The sequence below is a fragment of the Corynebacterium sp. KPL2861 genome (assembly GCF_040225475.1).
In the GTDB taxonomy this organism is placed as follows: domain Bacteria; phylum Actinomycetota; class Actinomycetes; order Mycobacteriales; family Mycobacteriaceae; genus Corynebacterium.
In genome coordinates this window covers 128103-143108 of sequence record NZ_JBEHFW010000005.1, presented here as the reverse complement: position 1 = coordinate 143108, position 15006 = coordinate 128103, and the positions used below count along the sequence as shown (strand labels likewise).

Below are 15006 nucleotides of genomic sequence, written 5' to 3'. Positions count from 1 at the left end.
ATGGGGAAGGAAATCCTCCCCGCGGAGGATACCGCGTCGATCAGGGCGAACCTAGCGTTGAAAGCATGAAAAGCACACCCCTCATCCTCGCCGCAGGCGTGATATTTGGCGCCATCTACGGCACCAACGCGCTCTTGCCAGATATTTACGACAACCCCACTTCCGAAGTGAAGTTCGGCACCGCCCACATTCCCGGATTGTCCTGCCCTGAAGCAGACGGTTCCACCGATGATGAACCACGCTGAAACTGTGACGACACCGACATCCGCGCCAAAGAAGCCGGCGTACAGGACAAAGACCAAGCCACCCACCGGTACCTCCGGGCAATGGGTGAGGGAACGGCCATGCCGGAAGGAGGCATCAACCACGACGGCGATAAACGCACGCTTGCCGATGGCGCCCTCGTAGCCATCAGCATCGAGGGCGATGGCCCCACCACGTTCGTTTCTCTACGCGGACCGCGCGCTGAAGAACTTGCCCAGGAGGTAGAAGAGGCATGAAGAACCTGTACTGACTATCTATCGCTTTTGGCCTTGTAGTCTCCGGCTTCTTTTTGGCTGATCGTCGGATTACCGAGGTTGGCCTCATCGGTGCGCTCATCTGCGCGGGTCTTACGCTCGGACTAGGGTTCTTGTGGTTTAGGCCGCGGCCAGTGTGGCAAGGCGCGCTGTGGGGCGCTCTCGCCCAGCCAGTAGCGGTAAGCCTCAACGACCAGATGGTAGGTATCTCCAACAAGCTGGGGCTATATCATCTGGACGCAACTTCTTACTCGCCGCTTCCGGAAGAAACCATCAAGTTCCTCGGCGCAATCATCATCATTGCGGCTTTCGGGAGCGTGGGGCATCGGCAAGCTTTATACGGGCGCACTCCACGGGTACTAGCAGGTGGCTGGCTTCTGGTTGGCTGCCATAGTCCTGCACACCTTGTTCAATGCTGTGATCGCCGCGGCGGCAAATTGGCCGGTAGCCATTCTCCTACTCGCGCAAGCCGCATAGACGTTAATCATTTGTGGCTGCGCTTCATGCGCAAGCAGAATAAGAAATACCACGCTCAAATGAGCGAAAACTCTGCGCACACCACGCAGCCAAAAATGAGCCCTGAGCTGCCCAAATGGCTGTTAGAAGGTTCGTGTCCGGCGGGTAATCTATAGTGTTGTTCGTACACACGTTCATACTACAAATTTAGGTTTTAAGCACCATGGAAGATCCCTACTTTTCCACGACCAACACCAAAGACCCCACTACACGCTTAGCTTTTGAGATGCGGAAATCTGAATACGAGTTCTGGACTGAGCAGATCCCCGATCTCGATTCTGATTTCGAATTAGTCACCCAATCCCTCTACCGCACCACCGGAGTTAATGAAGGGCGAATCGGCCATATCCTGATGGCACTGTACCGCCTAGAAGAGCTGCCCCAGCTGAAAGAACTGCAGCACCAGCTCTATCACCTAGATTTAGACCGCCTCATTGCCATCAATAAATCCCTCAACCGCCTGGGCAACCCGACCCCGGAGGTAGTCGCGCGCATCGATGAGCAGCTCACCGTCTACCTCACTCCCACCCGCGCCAACCAGTCCATGCGGACGCAAGCCCAGATTAAAAGGAAGATTAATGAGCTCATCAACCTCGAAGATGACACGCTTGCGGTCAAAAAGGGGCCGACCCAGCCGCGCTACACCATGGAGAATTGGGGAAACAATACCTCGGCGATGACGCTGAGCGCGGAGCCTTCGGTGATGGCGTGCGTAGATAAGTGCATCAAGGAGACTGCGCTCAAGCTGGATTGCTCGCTTGCCGATGCCGCCATTTCCCTCCTCACCGGCAATACCGAAGCACCCCAGGTCATCCTGAATGCCTACAAGGCCACCGATGTCCCCAACTCCCCCGCATTCATTGAATCCGTTGGGTGGCTCGACCCAGCGCGCTCCAACGCGCTGCCCTACTCCAAGATCCGGGAAATGAACCCGGATAAGGAGGTAAAGGGATACGTCACCCCGCCGGATATGGCAGCCTACCTCGAAGGATTCGACGGCACCTGCCGCTACCCTGGCTGCAACCGCCCTGCCACGGTGTGCCAGAAGGATCACCGCATCAACCACGCGGATGGCGGGCCGACGACGCCCGCAAACCTTGCCTGCCTGTGCCAGCACCACCACAACATAAAGACCGATGGCCGGACCTTCTACGTCATGGATCCGCACACCCGGGACATTATTTGGCTCTTCGAGGACGGCACCTGGACCGTCACCGAGCCTTCCGGCCCGCTGGCGGAAAAGAATAAGAATTGGGTGCAGACTTTTGCACAAACCATGACCGCTCACCGCGCGCGGGCCTACGAAGAGGCCCATGAGGCACAGAAAGAAGCAAAAACCACCCCTAGGGAGGAGGATTAAAGACGCCGACTGCCATACATTGGCAGGCATGATGCAAAAATTATTCACGCTCGACGAGCTGGTCATTTCCCAAACCAAGTCCCTCCTCAAAGATCGATTCATGATTTCTGATGTCAACGGGACCCCCGTCGGCACCATTGTGCAATCCATTAGCCTCAAGGACATGGTGTTTAAACCTTCCCGCAGCTTGGAGGTCGCGCTCACGGATGCCGAAGGCAACCCCCAACAAACAGTCATGACGATTTCGGATCCGCCGAATCTTCTGCGGGATACCTACGAGGTGCACCTGCCGGGAATTGAACAGCCCATGGCCGTTATCACCAAGCGTTTCTCCATGTTCAAAACCAAGATGGAACTAACGATGGAGGGCTTTGCCGATGTCGAAGTACACGGCGATTTCTGGGACTGGAATCTCACCATCTCCTCCCAGGATCGCCAGCTTGCCGATGTCTCCAATAAATGGACCGGCATGGGCAACTACTTCATGGGTAAAAACACGTATCTCCTGCGCATCGTGCCAGGCCTCAACGAGCAACAACACGCCGCCATCATCGGCGCCGTAATGAGCATGGATATGCTGCGCGCGAAGAAACAGAAAAACAGCAACTAGGTGTGCGCATGGTCATTGTTGCAAACGGTGTTTCAGGACTGGTCCCACTGTGAACACGGAGGTTCCAATTCCGGATACGACAAGTGCCGCTGCTGGGCCTATGGCGCTCACGACAGGCGCCCCGATGATGTACCCAATAAGCATTGCAGAGCTATTTATCGATCCCATCGTAGAAAGGGCTTTGGGCTTAACCCCATCAGGTACGGTTCCAACAACGATGATTCGCAGTGCAGCCACCTGAACGGCATTGCATACTCCGCCAAGGAATGAAGTGCCCCGAGTTTTCTTCCTAGGCATTTGCCTTGATTTCCATTATTCCCTGTGGCGGGGTCTTCTTCCAAAATTCGGTTTCCACCTCGACCGGGGTTCGGTATCCCAAGCTTTGGTGGAGTCTATCTTCGTTCCACCATGACACCCACTCGAACGTCGCGATTTCTACCTCCACAACGTTATCCCACCTGCGAGTATGGATGAGTTCGTTCTTGTGAGGGGCCGTTAACGTTTTCAGCCAGAGCATTATCATAGGAGTCACCAACAGTGCCGGTGGAAGCTGTAATGCCGTGCTGGGTAAGTCGCTCGTTGTAGACAACGCTGACGTACTGCGATCCGTGATCCGAATGGTGAATGAGACCTGTTGTTTCCTCAGCACACACGATTGCCTGGTTAAGAGCTTGCAGCGGCAAAGCTTCGGTCCGCATCGAATCTGACAGCGCCCACCCGACGATCCGCCGGGAGTAGACGTCAGTGACAAACGCGGTGTACACAAAGCCTTTCTTCGTGCGCACATACGTAATGTCGGCCACCCACAGTTTATTCGGGCCCCGGGCTTTGAACTCACGCTCAACCAAGTCCGGGCGCAAATCAGGCACGTTAGCTTTTCGGGTTGTAATCGGTGATCCGCCTGTGCCTTTGCCAGAAACACCAGCTAGGCGCATCAGTCGGGCGGTTTGTTCACGCCCGATATCAATTCCTTCACGGCGAAGCGCATGCCACATTTTCCGCACGCCGTAGACACCATAATTATCTCTATGAACAGCACTAATGCGTTCAACCAGCACGCCGTCACGAAGGCGACGAGCACTTAACCCCTCGGGCTTTGGACTGGCGATAACCACGCGAGGTGATAAACCCACCAGCCCGGTTATTTTTCAACGTCTTAGAAGACAGAGAAATAATTCCGGTATTCATCGATGAACCGGATCATTTCCGACGTTTCGGGTCGAGTCATGAGGCGAAAAAGCTGAGGCAGCCTTCAGCAGCTCATTAGTGTCGCGTAGCTGGTGATTTTCACGGCGCAGCCTGGCATTTTCGGCGGCCAAATCTTCACACACAGGTTCTGGGATGTTTCCCGAACGGCGGGCCTGCCAAAGTCCATTGATGAGCCGTGTGCCATGAAACCCCCAAGCTTTGGAGCTACTGCCTGGCACGCAGCCTGCTTCGACATGTTTTCTGCCAGGATGCGATCCTCCACCAAGCGAACGACGCGGTCCTTGGCATCCTGGTCAAATTTTCTTGGCATGTTCCAGATTTTCCCATCTACTCAAACGGAACAAAACCTGGGACACTTCACACCAACGCCGTGTCCACTACTCGGGGGACACCCCCGCCCACCTCGGCACTCAACCCTGCTGTGGGGGTTACTCGTAGCGAAGCGAGCTGAGCATCCCGGCTTCCATGTGATAGGCGTTATGGCAGTGAAATGCCCACTCACCGGGGTTGTCAGCGATCAGGTCGGCGATCATGGTTTCACCGTGGCGGAGAAGGACGGTGTCCTTGCGTAGCCCGCCGCTGCCGGGCAGCGCCCACGTGTGGCCGTGGATGTGCATGGGATGGGGCATCATGGTCCTGTTGCGCATGACCATCCGCAGGCGCTGGCCCTCCTGCACGGTCGCGGAGGAGGATTGGCCGTCGGTGAGAATGCTCCATTCATACGGCATCATCTGCCCGCCCAGGTCGATGCTGACTTCTCGGTCTGGTGTGTCCTCGGGCAGGAGTGCACGGTCTGCTGGCTTCAGGGAGGACAGAAGCAGTCCGGTGGACGACAACTCGGGGAAGTCGACATCGGGGTGGGGGGCCTGGCCGCCGGCGGTGCGGATGACGGCAAACGCCCGGTCGTCCTTGCCGGCGGCCAGGGCGGTCAGGGGAAAGACACCATCACCGAGTACCACCTCCACGTCGACGCGTTCACCCATCGACAGGTAGATCGATTCGGTCTCCCGGGGCTGGACCGGGAAGCCGTCGGTGTGGGTGACGGTCATGCGGTGACCACCGAGGGCCACCTTGAAGATGGTGTCACCGCCGGAGTTGATAAACCGCAGGCGGGCCTTGTCGCCCGGGCGAGCCTCGAAGGTCCGGTGAGCACGGGGGATACGTCCGTTGATGAGGTAGTGCGGATACATCACATCGCCAGCATCCCCGCCCAGTACCCGGTCCGGGGTGCCGTGCATCATCTGGCCGTGACCTCCCATTCCCTTCTTCCCGTTATGGTCGCCTGAACCCATTCCGGTGAGCTTGTCGAGCTCATCGTCGGGAGTGCCCTGAATGCCATCGACCCAGTCGTCGAGCACGATGGTCCACTCGACGTCCTGGTCCTCAGCGTCTTGCGGGTCACGGACGATCAGTGGGGCGTGGAGGCCGCGATCAAGCTGCAGGCCGGAGTGGGAATGGTAGAAGTAGGTGCCACTGTGGGGGACTTCAAAAACATAGGAGAAAGACTCGCCAGGTTCAATGGGGTCCTGGGTCATGCCGGGCACACCGTCGGCTGCGTTGTGGAGTGCGATACCATGCCAGTGGATGGAGGTGCTCTCAGGAAGTTCATTGGTGATATCGACCTGGAGGACGTCGCCGGCGGTGGCCTCAATGGCCGCATCCCCGGTGTCAGAGACGTATCCCCACGTCTTGGCTTCGATGCCGCCGATATCCAGAGAGAGGGGCCGGGCGGTCAGTGTCCGGCGCACCGTCGGCTCACCGAGCGCAGTGGGGGTGGGAGTGGGGCGAAGAGAGGAACCTGGTGCCGAGGCAGCGGGTCCAGGGTCGCTGGTGCAGGCGGCCACGGCCCCGGTGCCGGCGAGGACGAGCCCGCCGAGCAGAAACTGTCGTCGGGAAAATCCGTTCATCATGATTTAACCTTCCTTGGTGTTAGATTTCAGTGACACGGGAGACAGGCGCAGGTGAGGACCCTGCTGAGCCATCACGTCAGGTGCAGGTCTGTGACACAGGTGGCACCATCGTCGGCGGTGGAAAACTCCGCGGTGCCGGTACGCCCCTGGTAGCTGACCTCAATCAGGCCGGTGGCATCATCGGGAAGCCAGAAGCCAATAAACCCGTTGTCGAAGGTGGTTGTCGCCTCGTCCACCAGCACCTCACCGGTCGCCTCATCGGTGATCGTGATCTGGATATCCTCATTGTCGAGTTCCCCCAGGCAGGTCGTGAGGCTGTGGTAGAAGCAGTCGTGGGTGGAGGTGAGATAGGGCGCGATCGAGACATACGTCTGATTGTCGGGAAGATCGACCACGACTTCCTGGTCATCGCTCGAGAGCAGCAGTTCATCGGCACGCACTGAAGCGATCAGATCCGTGGGACGCTCAGTGACCTTCTGCCGGTCGAGGTGATCAATGATCTCCACCGCGTCCATGGCGGCCAGGCCATGGGTAGTCAGGAATGTATCCCGGGACACCGTCCCGTCGGCGGTGGGTTCCGGGTCGGCGGCCGAACACCCCGTGAGGGCGAGGGCAAGGGCGGCGGCTGCGATCGCTGCTCGTTTCACGTCAATCTCCTTGGATCGTGGTAAGACCGTGAGAAGACACCGCCTCAAGGTCGATGTCATACCTTTATCTAGCACGGGTGCCTGACGGACTAGAAATCAAAAGCCCTGCTCACAGCCTTATAACAGGGCGAAAAGGGGGTGGATTCGGTGGGCTGGGTCACCACCGGGACACCACCCCACAGCCGTGGGCGATGTCCTTCTACCCGCCCCGGGTATGCGGTGCAGGCAGTGAAATCCCTGGTGGCGCCTGCTGAACCGACCAGGGGAGGCGATGCCGCCGGCCCGGGGTGGGGCACAGGGGTGACGGCGGTCGAAGGGTGATGTTTGAAGATTTGATGAAGATTTTCCCGCCGGGTACTGAGCGAGTGGTATTCCCCCCTAGCCGGAGCGATACTGGGGTCTATGGCTGACCGCACACCGACCACCGCCACGCCCCCGGGGCGGGTGCTGGTCGTCGATGATGAACAACCCCTGGCTCAGATGGTGGCTTCCTACCTCATCCGGGCCGGCTTCGATACCCTCCAGGCGCACACCGGTACCCAGGCCGTGGACGAGGCCCGTCGCTTTTCCCCCGATGTCGTGGTGCTGGATCTGGGGCTGCCCGAACTCGACGGCCTAGAGGTGTGCCGACGGATCCGCACCTTCTCGGACTGCTACATCCTCATGCTCACCGCACGGGGCAGCGAGGACGACAAGATCAGCGGTTTGACCCTGGGGGCGGATGACTACATCACCAAACCTTTTAGCATCCGGGAACTGGTGACCCGGGTGCATGCGGTGCTGCGCCGCCCGCGCACCAGCACCACCCCACCGCAGGTGACCACCCCCTTGATCGTTGGTGACCTCATTCTTGACCCCGTCGCCCATGAGGTGCGGGTGGGGAAGACGACCGTGGAGCTCACTCGTACGGAGTTCGAGCTGCTGGTTGCCCTGGCCCTGCGCCCCGGCCAGGTGCTGACCCGCCACGACCTGGTCACCGAGGTCTGGGACACCACCTGGGTCGGTGATGAACGCATCGTCGATGTCCACATCGGCAACTTGCGTCGCAAGCTTGGCACCGACACCCAGGGCCGGGGGTTTATCGACACCGTGCGTGGCGTGGGCTACCGGGTGGGGCAGCCATGAATCACGGACCCGGCCTGACCTTCCGCTTCCTGGCCGCCCAGGTGTTGGTCGTGGTGATTAGCCTGCTGGTGGCCGCGGCCGTGGCCACGATGGTGGGCCCGTCCCTGTTCCATGATCATATGTTGATGACCGGCCGGGAGGACCCCTCGCTGGAGCTGTTCCATGCCGAGCAGGCCTACCGGGGCGCTAACCTGATCACCCTGGTCGTCGCCCTGCCCACCGCCTTGATCAGCGCCCTGCTGGCCAGCCTGTGGTTATCGCGTCGTTTGCGCACCCCCCTGCAGGATCTCACCCGCGCCGCTACCAGCCTGACGGCCGGCAACTCCCGTATCCGCGTGCCCGCCGGAAAAGCAGGCCCCGAGGTCACCACCCTGGCGCATGCCTTCAACACCATGGCCGACCGGCTGGAACACACCGAACAGGTCCGTCGCCAGATGCTCTCTGATCTGGCCCACGAAATGGGCACCCCCTTATCGGTGCTCACGGTCTACCTCGATGGTCTCCAAGACGGGGTCGTGGACTGGAATAATGCCACCCACACGATCATGGCTGACCAACTCACCCGCCTGACCCGGTTGATGGAAGACATCGACGATGTCTCCCGGGCCCAGGAACACCGGATCGATTTGGACCTGGCGGAGGAAGGGCTCGGGGATCTGCTCCATACCGCCGCTGCTGCCGCGGGGGAAGCTTATGCTGACAAAGGCGTCGATTTACAGGTCGAGACCATTACGGACACCACCCGGGTGCTCGTGGACCGGCAACGCTTCGGCCAGGTGATGAGCAATCTCCTGTCGAACGCGCTACGGCACACCCCGGCCGGCGGGCAGGTCCGGATCAGCGTCCACCGACAGGGGGCGTCCACCGTACTCATCCACGTCGCCGATGACGGCGAGGGCATCCCACCTGACCAGCTCAGATACATCTTCGAACGCTTCTACCGGGGGGATGCCGCCCGCAGCCGGGACAACGGCGGGGCCGGTATCGGTCTGACCATCTCCAAGGCATTGATCGAGGCCCATGGCGGCACTCTCACCGCCACCTCCCCCGGACCCGGTGGCGGAGCGGTGTTTGCCCTCCGCCTCCCGCTGTCCCCTCCCGACAGTGAGGAGGCTGCTCGGTGACCATACCCTGCTCCGCGTGAGGGTCATGCCCTCCACCCATTGAAATTATACCCCGGGGGGGTATACGCTAGAGAGTGGCATCGCCGCATCCCACCGACTCGTAGGAGCTTTCCCATGATCACCTCCCCGCCCCGCCTCTTGCCGATGGCCTCCCACGGCTGCAGCTGTTGCGGACCTGCCTCACGTGCCGACACCGCCTCCATCCCTGCCGCCAGCGACTCGTCAGCAGGAGGGTCCTCCCCTAGCTACCAGGTCACCGGTCTGACCTGCGGGCACTGCGCGAAAAGCGTGACCCAGGCCCTTCAGGCCCTCCCCCAGGTCGACGACGTCCAGATTGATCTCGCTGCTGGTGGTGTTTCCACCGTCACGGTCACCGGTGTCGTACCTCCGGAGATGGTTCGCCGGGCCATCGAGGAGGCTGGCTACACCGTCTTATCCTGATTAGTTTTACCCATCATCTCGACCCCGACCGGGTTGAGCGAAAGGAACGTCATGAGCACTCCCCACCATTCGGGTGATCACCATGGTGATCACCCCGCTCCGGAAACAGACCACACTCACCACCCGGATCATGCCAGCCACGAACACCACGCAGATGCCGACACCCACGGCCAGGCGATGCCCCACGATCACCCGCATTCCGCCCCGGACGAAGACCACCACGTTCATGGTCACGGCGAACACGCCGGACACAGCACCGCAATGTTTCGAAACCGGTTCTGGTGGTCGCTGATTCTGTCCATTCCCGTCGTTATTTTCAGCCCCATGGTCGCCCACCTGCTCGGCTACCACCTCCCGGCATTCTCCGGATCCACCTGGATCCCCCCGGTGCTGGGCACGATCATCTTCGCCTACGGCGGAACGCCTTTCCTCAAGGGCGGATGGAAAGAACTGAAATCCCGCCAACCCGGCATGATGCTCCTGATCGCCATGGCCATCACCGTGGCGTTTGTCGCCTCCTGGGTCACCACTCTGGGGCTGGGCGGTTTTGAGCTGGACTTCTGGTGGGAGCTGGCCCTGCTGGTGACCATCATGCTGCTAGGCCACTGGCTGGAGATGTCCGCTCTCGGGGCCGCGTCCTCCGCGCTTGACGCGCTGGCTGCCCTGCTGCCGGATGAGGCCGAGAAAGTCATCGACGGGACCACCCGCACCGTGGCCATCTCCGAGCTGGTCGTCGACGACGTCGTGCTGGTGAGGGCCGGTGCCCGGGTGCCGGCCGACGGAACCATCATCGACGGAGCCGCCGAATTCGATGAGGCGATGATCACCGGCGAATCCCGTCCCGTCTTCCGCGACACCGGTGACAAGGTGGTCGCCGGTACCGTGGCCACCGACAACACCGTCCGCATCCGGGTGGAGGCTACCGGCGGGGACACAGCCTTGGCCGGGATCCAACGCATGGTTGCCGACGCCCAGGAGTCCTCCTCCCGGGCCCAGGCCCTGGCGGATCGGGCGGCGGCGTTGTTGTTCTGGTTCGCGCTGATCTCCGCTCTGATCACCGCGGTGGTGTGGACCATTATCGGCAGCCCGGACGATGCCGTCGTGCGCACGGTCACGGTGCTGGTCATCGCCTGCCCGCATGCCCTGGGCCTGGCGATTCCGCTGGTCATTGCGATCTCCAGCGAGCGGGCCGCGAAATCCGGGGTGCTCATCAAGGACCGTATGGCGCTCGAGCGGATGCGCACCATCGACGTGGTGCTCTTCGACAAAACCGGCACCCTGACCGAGGGTGCGCACGCGGTCACCGGTGTCGCGGCAGCTGTCGGCGTCACCGAGGGCGAGCTGCTGGCCCTGGCCGCCGCTGCGGAGGCCGACAGTGAGCACCCCGTGGCCCGCGCCATCGTGGCGGCCGCGGCCGCCCATCCCGAGGCCTCCCGTCGGCAAATCCGTGCAACTGGTTTCAGCGCCGCCTCCGGCCGGGGGATCCGGGCCACTGTCGATGGCGCTGAGATCCTCGTGGGCGGGCCGAACATGCTGCGCGAGTTCAACCTCACGACCCCGGCCGAGCTCACCGACACCACCAGCGCCTGGACCGGGCGTGGGGCCGGTGTGCTCCATATTGTCCGCGACGGTCAGATCATCGGTGCGGTGGCCGTCGAGGACAAGATCCGCCCCGAATCCCGCGCCGCCGTGAAAGCCCTGCAGGACCGCGGGGTGAAGGTCGCGATGATCACCGGCGACGCCCAGCAGGTGGCCCACGCCGTCGGTCAGGACTTAGGCATTGATGAGGTCTTCGCCGAGGTCCTGCCTCAGGACAAAGACACCAAGGTCACGCAGCTACAGGACCGGGGTTTGAGCGTGGCCATGGTCGGTGACGGTGTCAATGACGCCCCCGCTCTGACCCGCGCGGACGTCGGTATCGCCATCGGTGCCGGCACGGATGTGGCCATGGAATCTGCCGGGGTGGTCCTAGCCAGTGATGACCCGCGGGCAGTGCTGTCGATGATTGAGCTGTCCCAGGCCAGCTACCGCAAGATGATCCAGAACCTGATCTGGGCCTCTGGCTACAACATCCTCGCTGTGCCGCTGGCCGCCGGAGTGCTCGCCTCGATCGGGTTCGTGCTGTCCCCGGCCGTGGGCGCGATCTTGATGTCTGCCTCGACCATCGTGGTGGCCCTGAACGCCCAGCTGTTGCGCCGCATTGATCTGGAGCCGGCTCACCTGGCTCCGACCGACGGGAAGGAGGAACACAGTAGGTCGATATCCCCCGTAACCGTTACTGACTGACCTTGTCTCTCGACCCCTAACTCACACCACCTTTGAAAGGAACGCTCATGAAACGCAGCATTACCCTCGCCGCCTTGGTACTGACCGCCACCCTGGCGCTGACCGCCTGCAGCGACGCCACCGACAACTCCGACGATGCCGACACCACCAGCACCACGACGGCAACCGCAGAGACCAACGAGACCCACCAGGAAGACACCACCACTGCCGACGAAGAGCACGGCGGGCACGACCACCCTGCCGACGGCGGGGCACCGCCGGCAGGCATTGAAGAGGCCGAGGATCCCACGTACCCGGTGGGCACCGAGGTCATCCTCACCGCTGACCACATGCCCGGCATGGACGGGGCCACCGCCACCATTTCCGGGGCGTTTGACACCACGACCTATTCGGTCAGCTACACCCCCGCCGAGGGTGGGGCCCCGGTTACCGACCACCGCTGGGTCGTCCATGAGGAGCTCGTCGATCCGGGTCAGGCCCCCCTGCCCGACGGGGCGAGCGTTGTCCTGGATGCCGAGCACATGTCCGGCATGAAGGGTGCTGAGGCCACCATCGATTACTCCACCGAGGAGACGGTCTACATGGTTGATCTCACCGTCGACGGGATGACGATGACCAACCACAAGTGGGTCACCGAGAGCGAGATCCAACCCGCCGAATAGTCCACCCACCCTGAACCGCGAGACCAGACAAGGCACCCGCTCCAGAGTCGGTCATCAATCGCTGCCGACCATGCCGCAGCACACCAGCCACACACGGAACCTGCACGCCCACAGGGCCCACGCTGAGGTAGACCTTCTGTGTCACTGCTTCTCTTAGTCAGGGAAATATGCCCTGGAATGACCCTGGTGACAGGAGTTCATTCCAGGGCTTTGGGTGCTGTTGCAAAGTTGGGGCAGTAGGAAGGGCGACGTGAACTAATCACAGCCATGGGTATTTTCTCGGGTCGTCATTTCCCCCGTGACATTATTCTGTGGGCAGTGGGTGGTACTGCCGCTACGGGGTGAGCTACCGCGCTCTGGAGGAAATGATGACCGAGCGGGGCGTGCCGGTCGATCACACCACGATCTACCGCTGGGTCCAGAAATACGCCCCTGAGCTGGACAAGCAAACACGGTGGTACCGGCAGGTACCTGACTGGCAAGCTAGTTCCTGGCGGGTGGATGAGACCTATATCCGGGTCGGCGGCAGGTGGTGCTACCTCTATCGGGCGATCACCGCCGGTGGCCAGACCCTGGACTTTTACCTCTCCCCGAAGCGGAACGTGGCCGCAGCGAAGCGTTTCCTGGCCAAGGCCCTCAGATCCAATGCATCAGCCGGGTATCCCAGAGTGATCAACACCGATAAAGCACCCTCCCTAGCCAGGGCAATCACCGAGTTGAAGTCAGAGGGAATCTGCCCGCCAACAGTGGAACACCGGCAGGTGAAATACCTCAACAACATCCTAGAAGGCGACCATGGTCGGCTGAAGCGGATCCTCGGGCCAAAAGGCGCGTTTAAGAACCGGACATCTGCATATCGGACGTTGAAAGGGATGGAGGCGATGCACTCATTGCGGAAAGGGCAAGGCACGATGTTTGCCTACGGGCAACCGAACCCGGACGCGGTGATCGCCAACCAGGTCTTCGAGACGGCCTAACAACGCCCACACGCAGCGGCCATCAGGGAATGAGAAACTGAGTCTTCGCTACTCTCCGCCCAACTTTGCAACAGCACCAATCAAAAGGAGTCCAAATTGTGCAGCCACCCGACGATGACGTCTTCGGCCGCACCTTCGTAGTTGCCGACCCTGATGGAAACCTGTTCCGCGTCAGCCCAGTCGTTTAATTCTTAAATTGGGATTCAACAACTAGGAAATCCTCCAACAGCCCAAGGAAAACATCTCAGTTGGAGGATTCCAATTGCCCCGAAGCGGGAGCTAAAGCCAGAACGTCAGATCAAAATAACAAGCAAAATGACTTGTTGACACCATCGAAAACAAGAGTTCGACAGAAGAGAGCGGGAGTTAGGATGTAAATTCCCACACTTGCAATCCTCAACCGCCAAAGTTCAGAAAAAGAAAGAAACCGGAGGTCACGAACCCTTTCGAGTTTGTTACCTCCGGTGTCGCAGTTTGTTCAACTGCTCATTGTGCCCGGGGCGGGACTTGAACCCGCACGTCCTTATCGAACACTGGCACCTGAAGCCAGCGCGTCTGCCAATTCCGCCACCCGGGCAGGGTGTGGTTGTCAGTGCGACTAGATAAAGATAGCACAGGAAGCACGTGCAATTACAAATCAGCAGGAAAAGCGGATTATTTTGCGCATTTAAAGGCGAAAATCTAGGAACTTTCGCGCCGCCGTCTACGTTTGAAAGGGGTGTACAAACTATAATGGCTACTACTGATCACTACTGATCGCTGTATAGCGGAAAGGAGCAAAATTCGTGGCGTTTTTAGAAAGGCTGGCGAAGCTCGATTCCGCTATGCAACGCGGCCTTGATAACGGCATGGCTTTTGTCTTCGGCGGCAAGGTCGTTCCTGCAGAGATTGATGAGCTTTTGAAGCAAGAAGCCCAGGACAATCTCGGCCACGGGGACGATGACAAACTCTATAGTCCCAATGTCATGACTGTAGGTGTCTCCTCCAAGGATTTGGAGAACTTGTCGCAAGACCCCGATTTGCCTGCCGATTGCGCAGACCAATTATCTCGCTTTATCCGCAATAACGGATGGTCCCTCGCTGGTCCCGTCATTGTGCGGATAGCGGAGGAATCGGGCCTGCGCACGGGCCAGCTTCGTGTGTCCTCGTTTATAGATCACGAGCCCACAGAAGAGACCGGTTTCGAGGCGATTTTCCACGACTTTGATGGTCAGGAGGACCAGATGACCAACCCGCACGAAAATAATGCGGATGACGCAGCTACTACCGCTTTCATTGCGCAAGATGACCAACCCGCGCCGCAAACGCAGGGCCCCGCTGTCAATTTGATGTTGCAGGATGGCTCTTCCCGCGTCTACCACGTGCAGGAAGGGTCAAATATTATTGGCCGCAGCAATGATGCGGATTTGCGCCTGCCGGATACGGGCGTGTCCCGCCAGCATGCGGAAATCACGTGGAACGGTGAAGATGCCGTATTGGTGGATTTGCAGTCCACCAATGGCACCACGGTCAATGACACTCCTATTGATAACTGGCTGCTTGCCGATGGCGATGTGATCACCATGGGCCATTCCCACGTCGAGGTCCGCATTACGGGCCTTGATTCGCATAGTTACTAATT

At 60.1% G+C, this 15006-nt stretch carries 14 protein-coding genes, 1 tRNA gene and 2 pseudogenes; 13 read left to right on the top strand and 4 right to left on the bottom strand.

Annotated elements, in window-relative coordinates; genetic code table 11:
- The first annotated feature begins 65 nt into the window (after nt 1-65).
- The 5 genes from ABRP84_RS05635 (at nt 66) to ABRP84_RS05615 (ending at nt 3004) form a co-directional block, all read left to right on the top strand.
- Nucleotides 66-245: a hypothetical protein gene (locus tag ABRP84_RS05635; RefSeq protein WP_349852971.1), complete on the top strand. Its 180-nt coding sequence runs from the start codon at nt 66-68 to the stop codon at nt 243-245.
- 81 nt (nt 246-326) lie between these two features.
- Nucleotides 327-500: a hypothetical protein gene (locus tag ABRP84_RS05630; RefSeq protein ID WP_349852970.1), complete on the top strand. Its 174-nt coding sequence runs from the start codon at nt 327-329 to the stop codon at nt 498-500.
- A gap of 152 nt (nt 501-652) precedes the next feature.
- Nucleotides 653-1150: a hypothetical protein gene (locus ABRP84_RS05625; RefSeq protein ID WP_349852969.1), complete on the top strand. Its 498-nt coding sequence runs from the start codon at nt 653-655 to the stop codon at nt 1148-1150.
- A 47-nt stretch (nt 1151-1197) separates the two neighbouring features.
- Nucleotides 1198-2394 (top strand): HNH endonuclease signature motif containing protein, encoded by a 1197-nt coding sequence (locus ABRP84_RS05620; RefSeq protein WP_349852968.1) that lies wholly within the window; start codon nt 1198-1200, stop codon nt 2392-2394.
- A gap of 28 nt (nt 2395-2422) precedes the next feature.
- On the top strand, nt 2423-3004 hold the full coding sequence (locus tag ABRP84_RS05615) for an LURP-one-related/scramblase family protein (protein ID WP_349852967.1): 582 nt from the start codon (nt 2423-2425) through the stop codon (nt 3002-3004).
- A 289-nt stretch (nt 3005-3293) separates the two neighbouring features.
- Here ABRP84_RS05615 and ABRP84_RS11275 read toward each other — a convergent pair.
- The 3 genes and pseudogenes from ABRP84_RS11275 to ABRP84_RS05590 all read right to left on the bottom strand — a co-directional run bounded on the left by ABRP84_RS11275 (nt 3294) and on the right by ABRP84_RS05590 (nt 6770).
- Nucleotides 3294-4523, bottom strand: a pseudogene (locus tag ABRP84_RS11275) (IS3 family transposase).
- 118 nt (nt 4524-4641) lie between these two features.
- Nucleotides 4642-6123 (bottom strand): multicopper oxidase domain-containing protein, encoded by a 1482-nt coding sequence (locus ABRP84_RS05595; protein WP_349852964.1) that lies wholly within the window; start codon nt 6121-6123, stop codon nt 4642-4644.
- A 71-nt stretch (nt 6124-6194) separates the two neighbouring features.
- Entirely contained in the window at nt 6195-6770 is a 576-nt protein-coding gene (locus tag ABRP84_RS05590; protein WP_023016447.1) for a CueP family metal-binding protein, read from the bottom strand.
- Between the two features lie 402 nt (nt 6771-7172).
- Here ABRP84_RS05590 and copR point away from each other — a divergent pair, with 402 nt between their 5' ends.
- The 7 genes and pseudogenes from copR (at nt 7173) to ABRP84_RS05555 (ending at nt 13573) form a co-directional block, all read left to right on the top strand.
- The gene (gene copR, locus ABRP84_RS05585) at nt 7173-7895 is read left to right on the top strand and encodes a two-component system response regulator CopR (protein WP_284852601.1); all 723 of its coding nucleotides are present in this window, start codon (nt 7173-7175) and stop codon (nt 7893-7895) included.
- Nucleotides 7892-9019: a two-component system sensor histidine kinase CopS gene (copS, locus tag ABRP84_RS05580; RefSeq protein WP_323463010.1), complete on the top strand. Its 1128-nt coding sequence runs from the start codon at nt 7892-7894 to the stop codon at nt 9017-9019. The genes copR and copS overlap by 4 nt, the downstream gene beginning before the upstream one ends.
- Nucleotides 9020-9133: 114 nt before the next feature.
- The gene (locus ABRP84_RS05575) at nt 9134-9460 is read left to right on the top strand and encodes a heavy-metal-associated domain-containing protein (protein WP_005276120.1); all 327 of its coding nucleotides are present in this window, start codon (nt 9134-9136) and stop codon (nt 9458-9460) included.
- 51 nt (nt 9461-9511) lie between these two features.
- Nucleotides 9512-11746: a copper-translocating P-type ATPase gene (locus tag ABRP84_RS05570; RefSeq protein WP_349852963.1), complete on the top strand. Its 2235-nt coding sequence runs from the start codon at nt 9512-9514 to the stop codon at nt 11744-11746.
- Nucleotides 11747-11793: 47 nt separating this feature from the next.
- The gene (locus ABRP84_RS05565) at nt 11794-12408 is read left to right on the top strand and encodes a YdhK family protein (RefSeq protein ID WP_349852962.1); all 615 of its coding nucleotides are present in this window, start codon (nt 11794-11796) and stop codon (nt 12406-12408) included.
- Between the two features lie 267 nt (nt 12409-12675).
- Nucleotides 12676-13385, top strand: a pseudogene (locus ABRP84_RS05560) (IS6 family transposase).
- 65 nt (nt 13386-13450) lie between these two features.
- Complete coding sequence (locus ABRP84_RS05555) at nt 13451-13573, top strand: VOC family protein (RefSeq protein ID WP_005276107.1); 123 nt, start codon at nt 13451-13453, stop codon at nt 13571-13573.
- 304 nt (nt 13574-13877) lie between these two features.
- Here ABRP84_RS05555 and ABRP84_RS05550 read toward each other — a convergent pair.
- A tRNA-Leu gene (locus ABRP84_RS05550) sits at nt 13878-13962 on the bottom strand.
- 208 nt (nt 13963-14170) lie between these two features.
- Here ABRP84_RS05550 and ABRP84_RS05545 point away from each other — a divergent pair.
- A complete protein-coding gene (locus ABRP84_RS05545) occupies nt 14171-15004 on the top strand; it encodes an FHA domain-containing protein (protein WP_005276103.1) in 834 nt (277 codons plus the stop codon).
- The last annotated feature ends 2 nt before the right edge of the window (nt 15005-15006 follow it).

What these genes read in the sequence shown, in the direction of transcription:
- ABRP84_RS05635 (WP_349852971.1), top strand. Translation starts at nt 66, where the DNA reads ATGAAAAGCACACCCCTCATCCTCGCCGCAGGCGTGATATTTGGCGCC.
- ABRP84_RS05630 (WP_349852970.1), top strand. Translation starts at nt 327, where the DNA reads ATGGGTGAGGGAACGGCCATGCCGGAAGGAGGCATCAACCACGACGGC.
- ABRP84_RS05620 (WP_349852968.1), top strand. Translation starts at nt 1,198, where the DNA reads ATGGAAGATCCCTACTTTTCCACGACCAACACCAAAGACCCCACTACA.
- ABRP84_RS05615 (WP_349852967.1), top strand. Translation starts at nt 2,423, where the DNA reads ATGATGCAAAAATTATTCACGCTCGACGAGCTGGTCATTTCCCAAACC.
- ABRP84_RS05595 (WP_349852964.1), bottom strand. Translation starts at nt 6,123, where the DNA reads ATGATGAACGGATTTTCCCGACGACAGTTTCTGCTCGGCGGGCTCGTC.
- copR (WP_284852601.1), top strand. Translation starts at nt 7,173, where the DNA reads ATGGCTGACCGCACACCGACCACCGCCACGCCCCCGGGGCGGGTGCTG.
- copS (WP_323463010.1), top strand. Translation starts at nt 7,892, where the DNA reads ATGAATCACGGACCCGGCCTGACCTTCCGCTTCCTGGCCGCCCAGGTG.
- ABRP84_RS05575 (WP_005276120.1), top strand. Translation starts at nt 9,134, where the DNA reads ATGATCACCTCCCCGCCCCGCCTCTTGCCGATGGCCTCCCACGGCTGC.
- ABRP84_RS05570 (WP_349852963.1), top strand. Translation starts at nt 9,512, where the DNA reads ATGAGCACTCCCCACCATTCGGGTGATCACCATGGTGATCACCCCGCT.
- ABRP84_RS05565 (WP_349852962.1), top strand. Translation starts at nt 11,794, where the DNA reads ATGAAACGCAGCATTACCCTCGCCGCCTTGGTACTGACCGCCACCCTG.